At 59.7% G+C, this 15,441-nt stretch carries 16 protein-coding genes; 9 read left to right on the plus strand and 7 right to left on the minus strand.

Features of this window, described 5'->3' with window-relative positions; all coding sequences use genetic code 11:
- The first annotated feature begins 55 nt into the window (after positions 1–55).
- A complete protein-coding gene (locus BLU28_RS06135) occupies positions 56–1,600 on the plus strand; it encodes a Do family serine endopeptidase (RefSeq protein WP_006697792.1) in 1,545 nt (514 codons plus the stop codon).
- Between the two features lie 88 nt (positions 1,601–1,688).
- Positions 1,689–2,438 carry an SDR family oxidoreductase gene (locus tag BLU28_RS06140; RefSeq protein WP_077987453.1) on the plus strand — a complete coding sequence of 250 codons (750 nt, stop codon included), beginning with the start codon at positions 1,689–1,691 and terminating at the stop codon, positions 2,436–2,438.
- A 23-nt stretch (positions 2,439–2,461) separates the two neighbouring features.
- Here the strand turns inward: BLU28_RS06140 and BLU28_RS06145 are convergent, their stop codons facing one another.
- Both BLU28_RS06145 and serB read right to left on the minus strand, forming a co-directional pair.
- Complete coding sequence (locus BLU28_RS06145; RefSeq protein WP_004442733.1) at positions 2,462–3,025, minus strand: GNAT family N-acetyltransferase; 564 nt, start codon at positions 3,023–3,025, stop codon at positions 2,462–2,464.
- Positions 3,022–3,912 carry a phosphoserine phosphatase SerB gene (serB, locus tag BLU28_RS06150; protein ID WP_077987454.1) on the minus strand — a complete coding sequence of 297 codons (891 nt, stop codon included), beginning with the start codon at positions 3,910–3,912 and terminating at the stop codon, positions 3,022–3,024. The genes BLU28_RS06145 and serB overlap by 4 nt, the downstream gene beginning before the upstream one ends.
- Between serB and miaA the strand changes: the two genes are divergently transcribed.
- Positions 3,911–4,807 carry a tRNA (adenosine(37)-N6)-dimethylallyltransferase MiaA gene (gene miaA / locus BLU28_RS06155; RefSeq protein ID WP_077987455.1) on the plus strand — a complete coding sequence of 299 codons (897 nt, stop codon included), beginning with the start codon at positions 3,911–3,913 and terminating at the stop codon, positions 4,805–4,807. The two genes, serB and miaA, sit on opposite strands and share 2 nt — an antisense overlap.
- Positions 4,808–4,813: 6 nt before the next feature.
- Here the strand turns inward: miaA and BLU28_RS06160 are convergent, their stop codons facing one another.
- Positions 4,814–6,820 carry an ATP-binding protein gene (locus BLU28_RS06160; protein WP_077987456.1) on the minus strand — a complete coding sequence of 669 codons (2,007 nt, stop codon included), beginning with the start codon at positions 6,818–6,820 and terminating at the stop codon, positions 4,814–4,816.
- Positions 6,821–7,201: 381 nt separating this feature from the next.
- Here BLU28_RS06160 and BLU28_RS06165 point away from each other — a divergent pair, with 381 nt between their 5' ends.
- The 4 genes from BLU28_RS06165 to BLU28_RS06180 all read left to right on the plus strand — a co-directional run bounded on the left by BLU28_RS06165 (position 7,202) and on the right by BLU28_RS06180 (position 10,615).
- Positions 7,202–8,995, plus strand: a complete 1,794-nt coding sequence (locus tag BLU28_RS06165; RefSeq protein WP_037089928.1) for an acetolactate synthase 3 large subunit — start codon at positions 7,202–7,204, stop codon at positions 8,993–8,995.
- 19 nt (positions 8,996–9,014) lie between these two features.
- Positions 9,015–9,587: an acetolactate synthase small subunit gene (gene ilvN, locus BLU28_RS06170; protein ID WP_004442728.1), complete on the plus strand. Its 573-nt coding sequence runs from the start codon at positions 9,015–9,017 to the stop codon at positions 9,585–9,587.
- A gap of 133 nt (positions 9,588–9,720) precedes the next feature.
- Positions 9,721–10,089 carry an ArsR/SmtB family transcription factor gene (locus BLU28_RS06175; protein WP_006697797.1) on the plus strand — a complete coding sequence of 123 codons (369 nt, stop codon included), beginning with the start codon at positions 9,721–9,723 and terminating at the stop codon, positions 10,087–10,089.
- Positions 10,082–10,615 (plus strand): SRPBCC family protein, encoded by a 534-nt coding sequence (locus BLU28_RS06180; protein ID WP_037089932.1) that lies wholly within the window; start codon positions 10,082–10,084, stop codon positions 10,613–10,615. The genes BLU28_RS06175 and BLU28_RS06180 overlap by 8 nt, the downstream gene beginning before the upstream one ends.
- 165 nt (positions 10,616–10,780) lie before the next feature.
- Here BLU28_RS06180 and BLU28_RS06185 read toward each other — a convergent pair whose 3' ends face one another.
- On the minus strand, positions 10,781–11,626 hold the full coding sequence (locus BLU28_RS06185; protein ID WP_045531875.1) for an aldo/keto reductase: 846 nt from the start codon (positions 11,624–11,626) through the stop codon (positions 10,781–10,783).
- A 162-nt stretch (positions 11,627–11,788) separates the two neighbouring features.
- On the opposite strand from BLU28_RS06185, the gene BLU28_RS06190 reads away from it, so the two are divergent.
- Positions 11,789–12,382, plus strand: coding sequence for a LysE family translocator (locus BLU28_RS06190; protein WP_077987457.1), 594 nt, complete (start codon positions 11,789–11,791; stop codon positions 12,380–12,382).
- 18 nt (positions 12,383–12,400) lie between these two features.
- Here the strand turns inward: BLU28_RS06190 and BLU28_RS06195 are convergent, their stop codons facing one another.
- Genes BLU28_RS06195 through BLU28_RS06205 form a run of 3 tightly spaced genes read right to left on the minus strand, consistent with a single transcriptional unit; the run spans position 12,401 to position 14,101 of the window.
- On the minus strand, positions 12,401–13,189 hold the full coding sequence (locus tag BLU28_RS06195) for an anti-sigma factor family protein (protein WP_077987458.1): 789 nt from the start codon (positions 13,187–13,189) through the stop codon (positions 12,401–12,403).
- Positions 13,186–13,737 (minus strand): RNA polymerase sigma factor, encoded by a 552-nt coding sequence (locus BLU28_RS06200; protein WP_223215383.1) that lies wholly within the window; start codon positions 13,735–13,737, stop codon positions 13,186–13,188. The genes BLU28_RS06195 and BLU28_RS06200 overlap by 4 nt, the downstream gene beginning before the upstream one ends.
- Complete coding sequence (locus tag BLU28_RS06205; protein ID WP_044459614.1) at positions 13,721–14,101, minus strand: COG4315 family predicted lipoprotein; 381 nt, start codon at positions 14,099–14,101, stop codon at positions 13,721–13,723. The genes BLU28_RS06200 and BLU28_RS06205 overlap by 17 nt, the downstream gene beginning before the upstream one ends.
- Positions 14,102–14,308: 207 nt before the next feature.
- On the opposite strand from BLU28_RS06205, the gene BLU28_RS06210 reads away from it, so the two are divergent.
- On the plus strand, positions 14,309–15,436 hold the full coding sequence (locus tag BLU28_RS06210; protein WP_004442716.1) for an ATP-dependent DNA helicase: 1,128 nt from the start codon (positions 14,309–14,311) through the stop codon (positions 15,434–15,436).
- Positions 15,437–15,441: the final 5 nt, after the last annotated feature.

The following is a 15,441-nucleotide window of genomic DNA, read 5'->3' on the forward strand; positions in this document are numbered from 1 at the left end:
CCTTATGCTTTGACGATATATGCAGGGCAAGACGATTTGAAACGCGAGGACGCATATGGCCGTGACCCTTCTTTCGCCTTTTCGCAGCAGCATTTCCGCAGTCGCGGTAATAGCGCTTGTTGCGGGCAGCCTTGCGGTGCCGCTTCCGGCGGGCGCGCAAAGCCACGGGCCGGAATCTGTTGCCGATCTTGCCGAGCCGCTGCTGGATGCGGTGGTGAATATTTCCACGTCGCAGAACGTCAAGACAGATGGCAAGGGGCCGGTTCCGCCACGTCTGCCGGAAGGTTCGCCCTTCCAGGAGTTCTTCAAGGATTATTTCGACAGCCAGAAGCCGGAAGGCGGTGAAAAGGTCAATTCCCTCGGGTCCGGTTTTGTGATCGATCCCGCCGGTTATGTCGTCACCAACAACCACGTCATCGAGGGTGCCGATGCCATCGAGGTGATTTTCCCGAATGGCTCGAAGCTCAAGGCGACGCTTGTCGGCACCGATACCAAGACCGATCTTTCCGTTCTGAAGGTGGAGCCAAAAACGCCGCTGAAGGCGGTCAAATTTGGCGATTCGCGCAGCATGCGCATTGGCGACTGGGTAATGGCGGTCGGTAACCCCTTCGGGCTTGGCGGATCGCTGACCGTTGGCGTCATTTCAGCGCGCGGCCGCAATATCAATGCCGGCCCTTATGACAATTTCATCCAGACGGATGCGGCCATCAACAAGGGTAACTCCGGTGGACCGCTCTTCAACATGAAGGGCGAGGTGATTGGCATCAATACGGCGATCATTTCGCCGAGCGGCGGTTCGATCGGTATCGGTTTCGCCGTTCCGACGGAGCTTGCGCAGAACATCGTTCAGCAACTGATCGAATTCGGAGAGACCCGCCGCGGTTGGTTGGGTGTTCGTGTCCAGCCGGTCACGGACGATGTGGCCGCGAGCCTCGGCATGGACAGCGCCAAGGGCGCGCTGATCTCCGGGGTCGCCAAGGGCGGCCCGGTGGAAAACGGTCCTATCCAGGCTGGCGACGTCGTGCTGAAATTCGATGGCAAGGATATTCACGAGATGCGCGACCTTCTGCGGATCGTGGCGGAAAGCCCGGTCGGCAAGGAAGTCGATGTCGTCATCCTGCGCGACGGAAAGGAAGAGACCGTCAAGGTCAAGCTGGGCCAGCTGCAGGATACCACGGATGAGAAAGCTTCGACTGACGACCAGCAGACTGACGACGGCGACAGCGGTGTGATCGCGCCGGAAGACAATGATGGCGGCGACGATCAAGCCCAGGATCAGACTCCGGAGGTGCGTGAAGCGCCGCAGAGTGTGCTTGGCATGAATCTCGTTGTGCTCAGCAATGAGTTGCGGACGGAAAAGGGCATTGCCGAGAGCGTTGAAGGCGTGCTGGTCGCAAGTGTCGATCCGGGTTCGTCCGCAGAACAGAAGGGCATGAAGGCAGGCGATGTGATTGTGGAAGTCGGACAGGACTTCATGGAGGTTCCGGGCGACGTGCTGGTGCGGGTGAATGGTCTGAAATCGGAAGGCCGCAAGAACGCCCACATGATGGTGGCCGATGCGCAGGGCAATCTGCGCGTGGTGGCGCTGCCGCTGGAATAACGCTTTCCGCACGGTCGGGCAGGAATCGGGTGGTTCCGATGCTGCCGGCTCTTTAAGCCTTGGCCTCCACCGAACGGAGACCAAGGCTATGAAATTACTTGAAAACAAAGTCGCCATCATCATCGGCGCGTCATCCGGCATCGGCCGCGCGACGGCGCGCCTGTTTGCCGCTCATGGCGCCGCCGTCGTCATCAATGCGCGCGGCGAAAAGGCGCTGGACGAGGTTGCCGCCGAGATTCGTGAGGCGGGCGGACATGTGCACACGGTTGCCGGCGACGCTGGCGTTGCGGAAACCCATTCCCGTTTGGCCGAGGCGGCCACCGACGTTTTTGGTGGTCTCGATATCGCCGTCAACAATGCAGGCGGCGTGGGTGCCGCCAAGCCGCTGGCGGAGATTTCGCCTGACGAATGGGATTACGTGCTTAACGTCAACCTGACTTCCGCCTTTCTTGGCGCGCGCTATCAGATTCCGCTGATGCTGAGGCGCGGCGGCGGTTCCATCGTCTTTACCTCAAGCTTCGTCGGCACCAGTGTCGGCATACCGGGCATGTCGGCTTATGGCGCTGCGAAGGCCGCGCTGATGGGGCTGGTGAAGGGTATTACCGCCGATTATGCCGCCCGCGGCGTTCGCGCCAATGCGTTGTTGCCCGGGGGTGTGGACACGCCGATGGCAGGGGATCAGGCACAAAAGGACTGGGCCGCCGGCCTGCATGCGATGAAACGCATCGCCCAGCCCGAGGAAATAGCGCAGGCAGCGCTTTTCCTCGCCAGCCCGATGGCGAGTTTTGTCGCTGGCGCGGCGCTTTTTGCCGATGGTGGCAACGCCGCGGTGAAATAATTCCGGACCGGCGGGTCACGACGTCAACGCGCCCGCCATTGCTCCAGCGTCAGCGCATAGGTGACGTGCGGACGCAGATGGGGATGCGTCTCTGCGGGCACGCGGGGATGGTCGAAATCCCGCGAGGGATCACGTTTCAGCCCGATTCGCTCCATCACGGCGGTCGAACGGTGGTTGTTCCAGACAGCGAAGGAGACGATTTCCGGCGTCTCCTTTTCGTCAAAGGCCATCACGAGCAGCGACTGCGCCGCTTCGGTGACATAGCCATGTCCCCAGAAACGGGTGGCGAGCCGCCAGCCGATCTCCATGGTGCCGACCGGGAAGGGCGGGTCGAGATTAAGGACGGGCGAAATACCGCAAAATCCCATGGATTCGCCTGTTTCCCGCTGCTCCATCGCATAGAAGCCATAACCACTACCGCGGATCATGCCATTGATGGTTTCGAGAACCGCGTCCGCTTCCTGATGGCTGCGGCGGAAGGGGAAAAATTCCATGACCTTCTCGTCGGCATTGATTTCACGGAAAAGGTCTCGGTCGCTCTCCTTCCACTCCCGCAGAATAAGTCTTGGGGTCTCGCGAATGATCATGGGGTGACAAAGTCCGTCTTTCGATAACCCTGAATATAAAGAAGCGCCGTCAGGTCGCCATGGTCGATGCGCATCTGCGCTTCGGCCGCCACGGCCGGCTTGGCGTGCAGGGCCACGCCCGCGCCCGCCACATGCAGCATGCCCAGATCATTGGCTCCATCGCCAACCGCCATCGCCTCATCTGGAGAAATGCCGAGTTTGGCAGCAATATCATTCAACGCATCCACCTTGGCCTGTTTTCCGAGGATGGGTTCGGCAACGGTGCCATCAAGCTCGCCATTTGCCTCACCAAGCAGATTGGCGCGGTTCTCGTCAAAACCGAGCACCGCGGCGACACGGCTGGTGAAGACGGTGAAACCGCCTGACACGAGGGCCGTGTAATAGCCTTTCGCCTTCATGGTGGCGATGAGTTCCTTGCCACCCGGGGTCAGCGTGATGCGCTTTTCGATGACCTCATCGATGACAGCAACCGGCAGTCCTTTCAGCAACGCGACGCGCTCCCGCAGTGCCGGTTCAAAGGCGATTTCGCCGTTCATGGCGCGTGCGGTGATGGCTGAGACCTTGTCCTTCAGCCCGACTTCAGCTGCCAGCTCATCGATGCATTCCTGACCGATCATGGTCGAATCCATGTCTGCGATCAGGAGTTTCTTGCGACGCTGGTCCTGCTCCTGGATCACGATATCGATCGGCTGGCCGGCGAGGGTGTCAGCGATAGTCCTGTGTGCCTGCTCGGTTGCGGTGCCGGAGGGCAGGGCGATATCGCAGGCAATCCCGTTCGCCAGCCAGTAGAGGCCCGATGCGTTCACGGCCTTCGCGGCCGCTTCGCCGAGGGCCGGTGTCAGAACAGGATTTGACGGATTGGCGATAAGCGTGGCAACCAGAGCCATGATGAAAAACCTTGATGAGAATTTTGATGCGATCCTGATAACCGGCCCGACGGCTAGCGGCAAGTCCGCGCTTGCGCTTCGTCTGGCTGTGGAGCGGGACGGTGTCGTCATCAATGCCGACAGCATGCAGGTTTACGACACGCTGCGCGTGTTGACCGCCCGACCGTCCGAAGACGAGATGGAGGGGGTGCCGCATCTCCTCTACGGTCACGTGCCGGCGAGCAGTCTCTACTCCACGGGCGAATGGCTGCGGGATATCTCCGCCGTGCTTGCCGATCTGCGCGAGCAGGGGCGTTTCCCCGTCATCGTCGGCGGCACGGGGCTTTATTTCAAGGCGCTGACAGGCGGGCTTTCCGACATGCCTGCCATTCCGGACACGATCCGTGAGCCGATGCGGGCCCGGTTGATCGAAGAAGGCGCAGCCATCCTTTACGCCGAGCTTGCCCGGCGCGATCCCGTCATGGCCGACATGCTCCAGCCGGGAGACGGCCAGCGTATTGTCCGCGCGCTGGAGGTGCTTGAAGCGACCGGGAAGTCCATCAGGGATTTTCAGCTTGCCCGTGGCCCGATGATCGTTGATCCGGACCGGGCGCAAAAACTCGTGGTCCTGCCGGAGAGGCCGGAATTGCATGCGCGTATCAACCGCCGTTTCGAAGCCATGATGCATAGCGGTGCAGTGGAGGAGGTGCAGGCGCTTCTCGCCCTCGATCTTCCGGCCGATGCCACCGTCATGAAGGCGATTGGCGTTGCCCAGATTGCTGAAATGCTGGCCGGGCGCATGAGCACGGCGGATGTAGTTGAAAGATCGGCCGCTGCAACCCGACAATATGCCAAACGGCAGATGACATGGTTCCGCAACCAGATGGATGAAGACTGGATGCGTATTCAGCCGTGAAGGAACTCAATCTTTCCTGTAGAGACTGCCGAGCGGTTTCTTGAGCAGGCTTTCACGCAGCGACGGACGTGTATCACCCTGGGGACCATTCTGCGCCTGCATCTGGAAACCGGCTTTGCGCAACTCGTTGACGGCGCTGGAGGCGGTGTCGGTGCCTACCGGATTTTGTGATGCAGGCAGGGCGCGCCCAGGTAGCATGTCCGGGCGGTAGGGTTCGTATTCCTCGCTTACAGCCGCCCCCAGCTCCCGCTTCCAGGGATCGATATCGGCCGCATCGAGAGGCCGCGCGGTCGGTTCCGCCGGATCTGAAAAGGCCGCTTCCACGCTCTGCTGAAAGCCGGTGATAACCGGCCTGCTTGCGGCGCGCATGCGGGTGACGATGGCGTTCAGGTCCACGGTATCGGGCGTTTCCTGGCTGGCGAGGCTGATCGTGCCGCTCGCCTTGGGCAATTTGATGGTGGGCACCCGGTCGAAACGCATGCGCATTGGCACCCCGACTGCCTCGCCGAAGGCGATGGCTTCGCCATTGCCGATGGAGGAAAGAAAGCTTGTGGTTGAGGCCGATGCGTTCGGCACAGCCGAGAGAATGATCTTCTGGTCGATCTCGTTCGACAGCCGCATGGCGAAAACAGTCGAACATTGCGACAGGATTGTCTGATCCAGCTCACTGGGTCTCTGGGTGATGATGCCCAGCGAAATGCCGTATTTCCGGCCTTCCTTGGCAATCTGGGCGATGGATTGCCGGGTGGGGAAAAAGCCGCGCTCGGGGTCGGCGGGAACATAACGGTGCGCTTCCTCGCACACCACGAGCATATGCAGCGAACCGCGCGCCAGCACCGCCAGTTCGAAGGACATACGGCAAAGAACGGAAACCACCGAGTTTACCACTTCGGACGGGATGCCCGACAGTTGGAATACCGAAATCGGTTTGCCTTCCCCGGGAATGCGGAAAATATGCGCCACGGTTTCCAGAATCGTGTCGCTGATCGTATTGCTGGAGAACATGAAATTATAACGCGTGTCGTTGATGGCCGAAAGAATGCGGCCTTTCAGCGTGCGCAGCGCCGGTTTTTCGCCACGCCCCTCCAGCCGCCCGATGCGCTCGTCAATGAGGGCGAGAAGATCGGCGATGCGGTAGGGAACCGGCGTGTCCGGTGTGATCGCGCTCTTGTCGGAGGTGCGGCGAACGGCCGAACCTTCGGTTCCGCGAAACGCTTTTTTCGCCTCGGGAATCAGATCCCGCAGAACATCCATTTCCTCCGGCACGGGTTTGCGGCCGCGGAACACAACCTCCGCGAACTCCTCAAGGCGCATCAACCAGAAGGGAAGGTCCAGCGTATCGGTGTCGATGACGACGGAATGATCTGGGAAGGCGGCGGCGAATTCATTGTGCGGATCAAGAATGAGGACACGCAGTTTCGGGTCGGTCTCGATTGCCTTGTTCAAAAGCAGGGAGACCGCAGTGGTCTTGCCCACACCGGTCGAACCGACAACGGCGAAATGTTTGGCCAGCATCTGCGGAATATTGATGGCGGCATTGATCGTATCGTCCTGCGTCAGCTTGCCGATGACGCAGGCGTCGCGCTTGCCGCCGTCGTAAATCCTGGAGAGGTCGCTCGCACGGATACGATGCGCGACCGCGCCGAGATAGGGATAACGGGAGATGCCGGTGGAAAAGCGTTCGCTGCCATCTTCGGTACGATAAACCTCGCCCACGAGTTCAACGTCGATCAGCAGCCTGTTCGGCTTGTCTGGCGCCCAGTATTCTTCGCCGGTCCGCATGGCAAAGACAAGCGCGGCGACGCGGCTCGTGCCCATTTCAATGGAGATCAGGCGTCCGACGGACCAGAGCTGCGATACGTCTGTGGTGCCCGGTTCGGTTTCCGCAACAATGGTGGCGCGGGCGCCGTCGCAGGCGATGACACGGCCGAGCATGCGGTTCGCCGGCTGCTCGCCGGATCGCCGTTCGTTTTCGCCCATGCGGGACGCGTTATGAAACGTGTCGTTACTCACATTTTTTCCCGGTACATGCGGATGATCGCGGTGGTTCCGGCAGCATCTGCCTTCCCGGTATAAAAGATTATGCTTAACAACAGGTGTATCACTTGCGTTCGAAAATTTCGCGCAGACGCGCTTTCCGGTAATAAAAGAAGGCGACGGTGATTTTTTCATGCAATATGCGTTGACGGCTGGGGCTTTTGTGGCTAACACTCCGGCCCATGAAAAATCTTAACGTACTTATCGTGGTGGGACGGCGCATGGGCAGGATGGTGTAACCATCCGGCGAAAGCACCCATGCGCTGAACGAGGCTCCTCTAGGGGCCTTTTTTTATGTCTTCAAACAGGCCCTCGGGCTCCTCGATATCCAAAGCCAAAGCGGGATGGAAACAGGCAATGACGGATAAGGACAATACGGAAAACAGCAATCGCATGACAGGTGCGGAGATCGTTTTGCGGGCGCTGAAGGACAACGGCGTCGAGCACATCTTCGGTTATCCCGGCGGCGCCGTACTTCCGATCTATGACGAGATTTTCCAGCAGGAAGACATCCAGCATATTCTCGTGCGCCATGAGCAGGGCGCTGGCCATGCGGCTGAAGGTTATGCCCGCTCGACCGGCAAGGTCGGTGTCATGCTCGTCACCTCAGGTCCCGGCGCGACCAATGCAGTTACTCCCCTGCAGGATGCGCTGATGGATTCCATTCCGCTCGTCTGCCTGTCCGGCCAGGTTCCCACCACGCTGATCGGCTCGGACGCGTTCCAGGAATGCGATACTGTTGGCATCACGCGCCCCTGCACCAAGCACAACTGGCTGGTGAAGGACGTCAACGAACTGGCTGGTATCATCCATGAGGCTTTCCGCATTGCGCAGACCGGACGTCCGGGTCCTGTCGTTGTCGATATCCCGAAGGACATCCAGTTCGCCACCGGCACCTACACGCCGCCTTCGGCTGCCGTCCAGCAGAAGAGCTACAAGCCGAAGGTTCAGGGCGACCTTAATGCCATCCATGCCGCCATCGAACTGATGTCGAAGGCGAAAAAGCCGGTTTTCTACACCGGCGGCGGCGTCATCAATTCCGGCCCGGAAGCAACCCGGTTGCTGCGTGAACTGGTCGAGCTGACCGGCTTCCCGATCACGTCGACATTGATGGGTCTCGGTGCCTATCCGGCGTCCGGCAAGAACTGGCTCGGCATGCTGGGCATGCACGGTTCCTACGAAGCCAATATGACGATGCATGATTGCGACGTTCTCGTCTGCGTCGGCGCGCGTTTCGACGACCGTATCACCGGCCGCATCAACGCTTTCTCGCCGAATTCGAAGAAGATCCATATCGATATCGATCCCTCCTCGATCAACAAGACGGTTCGCGTCGACGTTCCGATCATTGGTGATGTTAGCCATGTCCTGGAAGACATGGTTCGCCTGTGGCGCGCTTTGCCGAAGAAGCCGGAGAAGGCGCAGACCGCAGAGTGGTGGTCACAGATCGAGCGCTGGCGTGCCCGCAACTCCTTTGCCTACAAGAATTCCAACGATGTCATCATGCCGCAATATGCCCTGCAGCGGCTTTATGAGGCATCGAAGGGGCGTGACACCTACATCACGACAGAAGTCGGCCAGCACCAGATGTGGGCGGCGCAGTTTTTTGGCTTCGAGGAGCCGAACCACTGGATGACCTCGGGCGGTCTCGGCACGATGGGTTATGGCCTGCCGGCCGCCATCGGCGTTCAGGTCGCGCACCCCGAAGCGCTGGTTATCGACATTGCCGGTGACGCCTCGATCCAGATGTGCATTCAGGAGATGTCCTGCGCCATCCAGTACGGCCTGCCGGTGAAGATCTTCATCCTCAACAACCAGTATATGGGCATGGTGCGCCAGTGGCAGCAGCTGCTGCACGGCAACCGCCTGTCCAACTCCTATACGGAAGCCATGCCCGATTTCGTCAAGCTCGCGGAAGCCTATGGCGCGGTTGGCATGTATTGCGACGACCCGAAGGAACTGGATGACAAGATTGCCGAGATGATCGCGGTCAAGAAGCCGGTCATTTTCGATTGCCGTGTTGCCAATCTCGCCAATTGCTTCCCGATGATTCCGTCTGGTAAGGCTCATAACGAGATGTTGTTGCCGGATGAGGCGACGGATGAAGCAGTTGCCAACGCCATTGACGCCAAGGGCCGTCAGCTAGTCTGAGCCGGGAGAGGAAAAGGACATGAACGCACACCTACAACCTACCGGCTCCGCCTACTTCATTCAGAAGGAAACGGCCGCCGTCGAAAACCACACGCTGTCGGTTCTCGTCAACAACGAGCCCGGCGTGCTGGCTCGGGTCATCGGGCTCTTTTCCGGCCGTGGCTACAACATTGAAAGCCTGACGGTTTCGGAAACCGAACATGAGGCGCATCTCTCGCGCATTACCATCGTCACGCGCGGCACGCCCATCGTGCTGGAGCAGATCAAGGCGCAGTTGGAACGGATCGTGCCGGTGCACCGGGTTCTCGACCTGACCGTTCGCGCCCGCGAACTGGGGCAGGAGCGGCCGATCGAGCGGGAAGTGGCGCTGATCAAGGTTGCCGGCACCGGTGAAGTCCGAGCCGAGGCGTTGCGGCTTGCCGATGCGTTTCAGGCCAAGGTCGTGGATGCGACGGTGGAGCATTTCATCTTCGAAATCACCGGCAAGTCGTCGAAAATCGACCAGTTCGTGGCGATCATCAAGCCGCTCGGCCTGATCGAAATCTGCCGCACGGGCATTGCCGCGATGAACCGTGGTTCGCAGGGGATGTGATTTCTCCGAGTGCAGAGCAGATGTTGGAATACAAGCCCGCGGTTCGCCGCGGGTTTTTTTATGGCCTGCTCTTGGCTGATATATATTCAACCATATGGTTGACTTTCTTGGGCGGGAGTCTATATTCAACAACATGGTTGAATTATCTGCTTCACATCTAGACACTGTCTTTCATGCCTTGGGCGACGCCACGCGACGCACGATGCTGCGGGATCTTTCCCGCGGTGAGCGAACGGTGACACAGTTGGCTCAGCCGTTCGACATCTCGCTCGCTGCGGCTTCAAAGCACATCAAGGCGCTGGAAAATGCGGGGCTCATCCGCCGCGAGGTGAGGGGGCGTATCCATGTCTGCCGCCTTGCGCCGGAACGGCTGGAAGAAGCGCATGAATGGCTGGATTTCTACCGGCAGTTCTGGGGCAGCCGCCTCGATATTCTTGAGCAGATGCTCAGGGAGGAAGACCAGGGAAAAACCCCTGCAGATGGAGGAAATGACAATGGCTGATATTGCAATGCCTGACACCTATGGTCGCCTCGTTGAACCGACGACCCTGAAGATCGAGCGGCTGCTGCCGGGGCCGGTCGAACGGGTATGGGCCTATCTGACGGAAAGCGACCTTCGCCGCCGCTGGCTGGCTTCCGGCGAGATGCGGCTTGCCGCCGGCGCACCATTCGAGCTGGTGTGGCGGAATGATGAACTTTCCAATCCACCCGGACGCCGCCCTGAGGGCTTTTCCGAAGAGCACAGGATGGCTTCCCGCATCATTACGGTTGTTCCGCCGCACCGCCTTGTCTTCACATGGGGCGAGGGTGCCGAGGTTTCCATCGAACTCCAGGCTCTTGGCAAGGACGTGCTCCTGACGCTGATCCATCGCCGACTGGCGGATCGCACCACAAGGCTCAATGTCAGCGCCGGTTGGCACGTGCACCTTGATGTTCTCGCTGCCCGCCTTCAGGAGGAGGAGCCGGAACCCTTCTGGGAAACATGGCTGGGTCTGAAAGAGGAATATGAGCACCGGATACCGCAATAGGCACGGTGCGTTCTCGTGATGCAACGGCGCGGCTTGCCGCGCCGTTTCGATTGGTCCGCCTGATTTTCCCTTGGGCGACAGGGCTGCCTATGGGACTTGGCGTTCACATTCCGATTCAACCGCTTGAGCGATTGATTCCGACGTGTCTCCTAACCGTTTGTTGCGTCAAAGCATTTCCAGCGCCGTCTTGCGCGTTGGCGGGGGGAAGACGGCATCCAGGGCGGCCCAGTCCTCCTCGGTTATATCAAGATCGGTCGCGCCGCGATTTTCTTCGACGCGCGCGGGATTCGAGGATTTCGGGATCGCGATGACGCCTTCCCTTTCCAGCAGAAAAGCCAGAGCCAGTTGCGCCGGGGTCGCCTGATAGGCCTTGGCGATGCGTATGAGTTCATGGTTCTTGAGAATACGGCCCTGTTCTATGGGAGAATAGGCCATCAGTGGCACGCCGTGTTGCTGGCACCAGGGCAACAGCGAAAACTCCGGCCCGCGTCGGGACAGATTGTAAAGTACCTGATTGGCGGCGCAGTTCCTGCCGTCAGGAACAGCGAAAAGCTCTTCCATGTCGTCCGTGTCGAAATTGGAGACGCCCCAGTCGCCGATCTTGCCGTCCCTCTTCAGTCTTTCGAAAGCCGCCACGGTTTCTTCGAGTGGGTGCTCTCCGCGCCAGTGCAGCAGATAGAGATCGATGTGGTCGGTGCCGAGCCGGGCGAGGCTGCGCTCGCAGGCGTCGACGGTGCCGGTGGCGCTGGCATTCCAAGGATAGACCTTGCTTACCAGAAACACGTCTTCGCGATGATTGACGATAGCCCTGCCGACTATCTCTTCCGATCGGCCGTCCGCGTACATTTCCGCAGTGTCAATCAACGTCATGCCAAGGTCGATGGCCCGTCGGATACTTTCAACCTCCTGCTCGGCGGATGATCTCGTCTCCCCCATGTTCCACGTCCCGAGGCCGAGGGCTGGGACCTCTTTTCCGGATGGGAGGGCAACGTAGGGAATGTCATCATACATCGTTTCGCTCCAGGGTTTTCGCGGAAAGAATAAGCCTTTGTTCCGACTTCTCAACCCGGCACGGGCGGGATCGATCCATCAAAAAAATTGACCTCGTCGATCGGTTTGCCGGGCTGGTCTGATGGCGGTCCCGTGGGTAGGGTTGCCTTCACAGGAGAGATCATGACTGCCGAGACATTTATCGCGCTGGTGCTGTTTGCCTTCACCACCTCCATCACGCCCGGTCCGAACAATATGATGCTGTTTGCTTCCGGCGTGAATTTTGGTTTCCGTCGCACCGTCCCGCATATGCTCGGCATCGGTGCGGGCTTTCTTTCGCTGCTGATCGGGGTCGGATTTGGCCTCGGGGCACTGTTGCATTCGGTACCGGTACTTTACACCGGGCTGAAATTTGCGGGTGGGCTTTATCTCGTCTGGATCGCGTGGAAAATCGGAACGTCCCGCAGCCTCCATGAAGGCACGGCGGCTTCGCAGCCGATGAGTTTTCTTGCAGCAGCGGCGTTCCAGTGGGTCAATCCCAAGGCGTGGGTGATGGCGGTTACGGCAATGGCGACATATACGGACGAGACGCAGTATTTCCTTACCGTAATGCTTGTGGGGGTGGCCTTCGCTGCCGTCAATCTTCCCAGTGTTTCCACCTGGGCCGGTTTCGGCTCGGCGCTTCGCGACTGGCTCTCCGTTCCAGTCCGGCTCAAATGGTTCAACATCAGCATGGCGGTGCTTCTCGTCATCAGTCTCTGGCCGATGCTGAAATAACGGCTCCACTCGGCGACCCTATGTCGGGAACTGCCGGTAACATTCCTCGGCGATCGCCTGTACCTCGGCTCGCGTCAGTTCCGCGGAGACGGCGTAACCCAGCTCGTTGTCGATCCAGTAGAAGGTCTCGATTCCGTCGGCGCTGGCCATGCGGAAACTGGTTGTACGGTTTTCTTCGTTGTGGCCTATCAGCACCGTCACCCGCCTGCCGGTCCTGTCCTGGTACATTAACATCGCACCCGGCTTGCCGCTGACGGGGATAAGACGCCCACCGACGAGGTCATATCCAATCTTCGAAAGATCGGGAATCGCGAAGGGGTAGCCGAGCCGCTTGCCAAGCCAGGTTGCCAGATGCTGCTGTTCCCCGGCCCCCACCTCTACGGGATGACGCACTTCGCTCGCGTAGATGAGATAAGCGGATTTCGCCTGGGCAGGAATGTCCGTCGTCAGCGATGCCAGCACCACATCCTGCGGCGCGGAAACGGACCAAGGCAGAAGCCTGCCGGCTGCCGCGCCCGCCGTGAAGATCAGGAAGGCTGCCGCGGTTCGCAGGAGAAGGGGTTTAAGCCGCCAGGCGCGTGCGACCTTTTCGCGAGTCAGCATCGATGCGTCACGCGGATGTGCGGCGGCATAGGAGGCGAAGGCATTTCTCAGGCTGTCGGCCTGTCTCTTCCAGTCTTCCACCCGGCTCTGCTCTTCCGGTCTTTCCGCGAGCCATGCCTCGACAGCCGCGCGGTCATCGTCGGAGAGAAGCCCGTCGACATAGGCGTGCAGGTCGTCTTCGGTTATGGCATCAGCCCGTTTCATCGTGGTCTCCGCAGGGGAATGATATTATCCGCCGCCAGATGCTGGCGAAGGGTTTCGCGGGCGCGGGACAGTCTGGACATGACGGTGCCGACCGGGATCGACAATGTCTCCGCCGCCTCCTGATAACTGTAGCCTTCCACCGTCACCAGCATCAGTACGGCGCGCATCTCAGGCGAAAGCAGCGCAAGCGCGCCGTGCAGGCGGTCGTTCTCCAGCGTATCGCCCAGCGTTTCGGCAGCGGCGATCGTTTCATCGAGACTTTCCGAAGGATGCCGTTTCTCTGTCCGGTGGCGGTTGCGATAAAGATTCGTCATTATCGTGTAGGCCCATGATTTCAAACCGGTTCCGCGCCATGTTGCTTTATTGGCCAGCGCCTTTTCGACGCAGTCCTGCAACAGGTCCTCTCCATCGGTATCTGAGCGCGAAAGGCTGCGGGAATAACGGCGCAGCATCGGTATCAGGGCCAGCATCTCCGCTTCGAAGCTGCTGGCCGCGGGGGACTGTCTCCCCCGCGTCGCAGCTTCCATCTCGTCAGGGTTTTGCTGCATCCCACACACCGTTCACGCCGTCGCCGGTGGCATCGCCCTTCTTGGTGTCCTTGATCCAGTAATAGAGCGGCATGCCGTCCTTCGCCCATTGCTTCTTGCCGTCCTTGCGCGTCACGATGGAGTAAACCCCTTCGGCTTTCGCATTCTCCGCAGCGAAGAAGGGCGGCCAGTTCGTGGCGCATTTGTCATAACAATTGGATACGCCCTTCTTGTCGTTCTTGAAAGTGTAGAGCGTCATGCCTTTTTCACCTGCGAGCACATTGCCTTTTTCGGTCTTGACCGTTTCGACCGCCGGGGCGGCATAGGCTGTTCCGGCAAAGGCCAGAACGAGGGCGGGGACGATGAAGCGGATTTTCATGGACATATCCTCCTTGGTTCGGGCGGGCTCGAGCCGCCGGCACAACAAGAGACACCGCTGGTCCGTGATTTATTCCCTTCGCAAAATATTTTTTTCAGCAGCCTGATGACGAACGGAGAAAACCGGGCGTAAACCTGCGCTTCAGCGCTCACGACATTCATCTTTCGTTCTTTTTCGGTTGCGTACCAGGCTCGAATCCTGCGATGAGGGCGCATGTTATTTTCACCGCAACAGGACGAAGCGCTCAAAGCTGTTTCCCGCTGGCTCAAGGAAGGCCGGTCGCCGGTTTTCCGGCTGTTCGGTTATGCCGGAACCGGCAAGACCACGCTTGCCAAGCATTTTGCGGAAAACGTCGATGGAGAGGTGCTGTTTGCGGCCTTCACCGGCAAGGCGGCGCAGGTGCTGCGTTCGCGCGGCGCGACCAATGCCCGCACCATCCACTCCCTGATCTACCGCCCGCGCGGAGAGGAGACGGTGGAAGACGAAGAAACCGGCAAGACCTCGATTGCGCCGATGTTCTCCATCAACCGCCAGAGTCCGCTCGCCAAGGCGGCGCTCATCATCATCGATGAATGTTCGATGGTAGACGAACAGCTTGGCAAGGATCTGATGAGTTTCGGCACGCCGATCCTCGTGCTCGGCGATCCCGGCCAGCTGCCGCCGGTTTCGGGCGGAGGCTTCTTTACCGAGCAGGAGCCGGATTATCTGCTGTCGGAAATCCATCGCCAGGCGAAGGACAATCCCATCATCCATCTTGCCATGGATGTGCGGGAAGGCCGGGAGATCATGCGCGGCGATTATGGTTCCGCGCAGGTGATCTCCAAATCCGAGGTGACGCAGTCGCTGGTGCTCGATGCCGATCAGGTGCTGGTTGGCACCAACCGCACCCGCCGCCGCTACAATCAACGTCTTCGCGAGCTGAAGGGTTTTACCGCCGATTATCCGCAATCGGGCGACAAGCTGGTCTGCCTTCGCAACGATCCGGCCAAGGGCCTGCTCAACGGCTCGCTGTGGCAGGTGATGAGTTCGTCGCGCGAGACGGTGAAGCCTGGCATCAACCTGATGATCCGGCCTGAAGACGACGATATGGATCGCGGTGCGGCCAAGATCAAACTGCTGAAGGCGGCCTTCGAGGACGTGGAGACCGAAATTCCGTGGTCCACGCGCAAGCGTTATGACGAATTCGATTTCGGCTATGCGTTGACGGTGCACAAGGCCCAGGGTTCGCAATGGAATAACGTGGTTCTCTTCGATGAGAGTTATGCGTTCCGGGACTCGCGCGAGAGGTGGCTTTACACCGCCATTACCCGCGCGGCTGAGACCCTGACCATCGTTCGCTGATCCTG

This window comes from Agrobacterium pusense, from assembly GCF_900102105.1.
Classification (GTDB): domain Bacteria; phylum Pseudomonadota; class Alphaproteobacteria; order Rhizobiales; family Rhizobiaceae; genus Agrobacterium; species Agrobacterium pusense.

Coding starts and splice junctions, on each gene's coding strand:
- BLU28_RS06175 (WP_006697797.1), top strand. CDS start 9,721: ATGGTTGAATTATCTGCTTCACATCTAGACACTGTCTTTCATGCCTTG.
- BLU28_RS06200 (WP_223215383.1), bottom strand. CDS start 13,737: ATGCAGCAAAACCCTGACGAGATGGAAGCTGCGACGCGGGGGAGACAG.
- BLU28_RS06145 (WP_004442733.1), bottom strand. CDS start 3,025: ATGATCATTCGCGAGACCCCAAGACTTATTCTGCGGGAGTGGAAGGAG.
- BLU28_RS06210 (WP_004442716.1), top strand. CDS start 14,309: ATGTTATTTTCACCGCAACAGGACGAAGCGCTCAAAGCTGTTTCCCGC.
- BLU28_RS06180 (WP_037089932.1), top strand. CDS start 10,082: ATGGCTGATATTGCAATGCCTGACACCTATGGTCGCCTCGTTGAACCG.
- BLU28_RS06190 (WP_077987457.1), top strand. CDS start 11,789: ATGACTGCCGAGACATTTATCGCGCTGGTGCTGTTTGCCTTCACCACC.
- BLU28_RS06185 (WP_045531875.1), bottom strand. CDS start 11,626: ATGTATGATGACATTCCCTACGTTGCCCTCCCATCCGGAAAAGAGGTC.
- BLU28_RS06165 (WP_037089928.1), top strand. CDS start 7,202: ATGACGGATAAGGACAATACGGAAAACAGCAATCGCATGACAGGTGCG.
- BLU28_RS06140 (WP_077987453.1), top strand. CDS start 1,689: ATGAAATTACTTGAAAACAAAGTCGCCATCATCATCGGCGCGTCATCC.
- ilvN (WP_004442728.1), top strand. CDS start 9,015: ATGAACGCACACCTACAACCTACCGGCTCCGCCTACTTCATTCAGAAG.
- serB (WP_077987454.1), bottom strand. CDS start 3,912: ATGGCTCTGGTTGCCACGCTTATCGCCAATCCGTCAAATCCTGTTCTG.
- miaA (WP_077987455.1), top strand. CDS start 3,911: ATGATGAAAAACCTTGATGAGAATTTTGATGCGATCCTGATAACCGGC.
- BLU28_RS06205 (WP_044459614.1), bottom strand. CDS start 14,101: ATGTCCATGAAAATCCGCTTCATCGTCCCCGCCCTCGTTCTGGCCTTT.
- BLU28_RS06195 (WP_077987458.1), bottom strand. CDS start 13,189: ATGAAACGGGCTGATGCCATAACCGAAGACGACCTGCACGCCTATGTC.
- BLU28_RS06135 (WP_006697792.1), top strand. CDS start 56: ATGGCCGTGACCCTTCTTTCGCCTTTTCGCAGCAGCATTTCCGCAGTC.